The 2,268-nt window shown below is 42.5% G+C and carries 5 protein-coding genes and 1 pseudogene; 1 reads left to right on the forward strand and 5 read right to left on the reverse strand.

The genetic code is table 11. The features are described from left to right. Positions 1-111 precede the first annotated feature (111 nt). Positions 112-420, reverse strand: a complete 309-nt coding sequence (locus tag QUA58_RS31110; protein ID WP_333257589.1) for a DUF2442 domain-containing protein — start codon at positions 418-420, stop codon at positions 112-114. Beyond that, positions 401-637, reverse strand: coding sequence for a DUF4160 domain-containing protein (locus QUA58_RS31115; protein WP_333054534.1), 237 nt, complete (start codon positions 635-637; stop codon positions 401-403). The genes QUA58_RS31110 and QUA58_RS31115 overlap by 20 nt, the downstream gene beginning before the upstream one ends. Positions 638-745: 108 nt before the next feature. Between QUA58_RS31115 and QUA58_RS31120 the strand changes: the two genes are divergently transcribed. Further along, positions 746-1,114 (forward strand): hypothetical protein, encoded by a 369-nt coding sequence (locus tag QUA58_RS31120; RefSeq protein WP_333257592.1) that lies wholly within the window; start codon positions 746-748, stop codon positions 1,112-1,114. A gap of 35 nt (positions 1,115-1,149) precedes the next feature. On the opposite strand, the pseudogene QUA58_RS31125 reads toward QUA58_RS31120, so the two are convergent. The 3 genes and pseudogenes from QUA58_RS31125 to QUA58_RS31135 all read right to left on the reverse strand — a co-directional run bounded on the left by QUA58_RS31125 (position 1,150) and on the right by QUA58_RS31135 (position 1,899). Then, positions 1,150-1,363 (reverse strand): annotated as a pseudogene (locus tag QUA58_RS31125) (helix-turn-helix domain-containing protein). 54 nt (positions 1,364-1,417) lie between these two features. Next, positions 1,418-1,630 carry a helix-turn-helix transcriptional regulator gene (locus tag QUA58_RS31130; protein ID WP_333257594.1) on the reverse strand — a complete coding sequence of 71 codons (213 nt, stop codon included), beginning with the start codon at positions 1,628-1,630 and terminating at the stop codon, positions 1,418-1,420. 56 nt (positions 1,631-1,686) lie between these two features. Beyond that, positions 1,687-1,899 carry a helix-turn-helix domain-containing protein gene (locus QUA58_RS31135; protein WP_106333817.1) on the reverse strand — a complete coding sequence of 71 codons (213 nt, stop codon included), beginning with the start codon at positions 1,897-1,899 and terminating at the stop codon, positions 1,687-1,689. Positions 1,900-2,268: the final 369 nt, after the last annotated feature.

Here is a 2,268-nt window from a genome sequence, read left to right on the forward strand (position 1 = left end):
TACCGAAACATGAACCTATTTATATTCACTCATTTACTTATTATACATCGCTGATGTTATTAAATTTTCATTCCTAAGAGACTAAGAAGGGTATTTAAGCCAGATTTGTTATTAGACTATCTTCCCGCGTTCCTCTAACCACCGCTGAAATGACTTCTGACTTTCTCCAGATGGTTTACCGAGAATAATATTTTTGATGCTAATGTCTTCGTCAATATCAGGCCAGTGGATTCCCTCATTTCCACCAATAAATCGCCAATTATTGCGTTCGTTTGGTGTGCTATGCAATAGCCGAGGATACCAAGCTAAAGGTACAGAAATAGTACGACCATCGGATAGATCGACTGTTAGCGCGTCGTCTGTAACAACTACGTTTTGTGCTTGGGGGATTTGTAGCAATTCAACCATTAAAGAAGTCATTCCAACCTGCTAATAATTGCTGTTGATGTTCTTCAACAAGTTTCTGAATGCCATTGATTTCTGTACGATTGAAGCCTTTATTATTTTGAAGGCGAACTGGACTAAGCCAAAACTTAGCTTCTTCTCGATCGCGCTCAACGTGAACGTGGGGTGGTTCATCCCGATCGCCCGCATAGCAGAAGAAACGGTATGGGCCGACTCGGAGTAACGTAGGCATTCAGACTTATTAATCACAAACTGACTTCTCTATTTTAACCGATGCACGAGCTTTCATCTCTGATATAGTCGAAGTATTGAACGCGATTGTGCGATCGTCTTTAAAAAAATGGCAAAAAAAATCTGGATTGTCTACAAAACCGAAAGCATGAGTGCTCCCGGCTGGGAAGAACGTCAGCTTATGCCGAGGGGCGGTCTCACTAATATACTTTGGGAAAATTGGACTTGGGAAGAAAACCCAGAAATCCCTCAAGTAGGGGACAAAACCCGCGATTATGAAAATCTATCTGACCCCGGTAATGGAGTCACCCACGGGAAAGATGGAGATTGGGTAGTTACTCGCGTTCAGCAGTTTTCTGCTTCCGATACTGAGGAGCGAATTGTGGTGTGTTACTGTTATTACCAACCTGTTACATCTGATTGGGAAGCGCTACAACGGGGTGAGTCTGTCAATCAGATGCTAGCAACTGTCGAATAATATTGACTGGATAATTAGTTCGTAAAAGCGATCGACTATTCCTGCACAATCTCATACAAATCTTCGATAGACAAATCAAAAGTCCTCGCTTTCCTTGTGCAAGGCTGTCACGTCAACTGTTGCTAATCCGGGCGATCGGGCATAGGTTCTGAGGGTACTGTAGACTACGCCCGATCGCTCAGAAACCTCTTTGATCGTCCAGCCTTTCTCAGCAGCCAACTCTCGAACCCGCAATTTAATTAAGCCCATTGACAAAAAACTAGATTTACTCTGGGATAAAATTTTATCGTAAAAAGCGATCGCTCACTCCTGCACAATTTCCACCAAGTCTTCAATCATTACATCAAAGGTGCGAGCCAATTTGTGTATAGAAATAAAGTCAATGGTTGACACTCCCGGACAGCGGGCGTAGTGTTTGACGGTGCTGTAAATTACTCCCGATCGTTCTGAAACTTCTTTCAGCGTCCAGCCTTTCTCGCTAGCTAGTTCTCTGACTTTTAACCTGACTAAACCCATACTTGACAAATGATGGTGTACCATCATCGGATAGTTTTATCCCAAAAAGCGATCGACTAATCTTCGACAATCTCATACAAATCTTCGACCATCACGTCAAAAGTCCTCGCCAACTTGTCCAAGGCTGTCACGTCAATTGTTGCTAATCCGGGCGATCGGGCATAGGTTCTGAGCGTACTGTAGACTACCCCCGATCGCTCTGAAACCTCTTTGATCGTCCAGCCTTTCTCAGCAGCAAACTCTCGAACCCGTAATCTAATTAAGCCCATAAGCTCTTGACAGATGATTGATATAGGTCATACAATTATAATGTAAAAAGCGATCGCCCCCAGGTCTGGAAAACTAAAAGACGATCGCCTATCCAAATTCAATCCCTTTACAAAAGTTTGTACTTTTTACGAAGGATGTATTCTTTACAAAGAATCTGATTACCATGTTAACAAAATTTTCGAGAAAATCAACCCCCAGACACAGATTGAGCCGGTTTGTGACAAAAGAGGTGATCGCGCGGCTGCTGAAAATCAAGGTAGAACAAATATATCGCTTCGAGTGCTGGGCGCATAGGAATGAAAATTTAATAACATCAGCGATGTATAATAAGTAAATGAGTGAATATAAATAGGTTCATGTTTCGGTAG

The organism is Microcoleus sp. N9_A1 (assembly GCF_036701795.1).
In the GTDB taxonomy this organism is placed as follows: Bacteria; Cyanobacteriota; Cyanobacteriia; order Cyanobacteriales; family Microcoleaceae; genus Microcoleus.

Excerpts from the sequence above, each read along its gene's own strand:
- QUA58_RS31110 (WP_333257589.1), bottom strand. The coding sequence starts at position 420 with ATGACTTCTTTAATGGTTGAATTGCTACAAATCCCCCAAGCACAAAAC.
- QUA58_RS31115 (WP_333054534.1), bottom strand. The coding sequence starts at position 637 with ATGCCTACGTTACTCCGAGTCGGCCCATACCGTTTCTTCTGCTATGCG.
- QUA58_RS31120 (WP_333257592.1), top strand. The coding sequence starts at position 746 with ATGGCAAAAAAAATCTGGATTGTCTACAAAACCGAAAGCATGAGTGCT.
- QUA58_RS31130 (WP_333257594.1), bottom strand. The coding sequence starts at position 1,630 with ATGGGTTTAGTCAGGTTAAAAGTCAGAGAACTAGCTAGCGAGAAAGGC.
- QUA58_RS31135 (WP_106333817.1), bottom strand. The coding sequence starts at position 1,899 with ATGGGCTTAATTAGATTACGGGTTCGAGAGTTTGCTGCTGAGAAAGGC.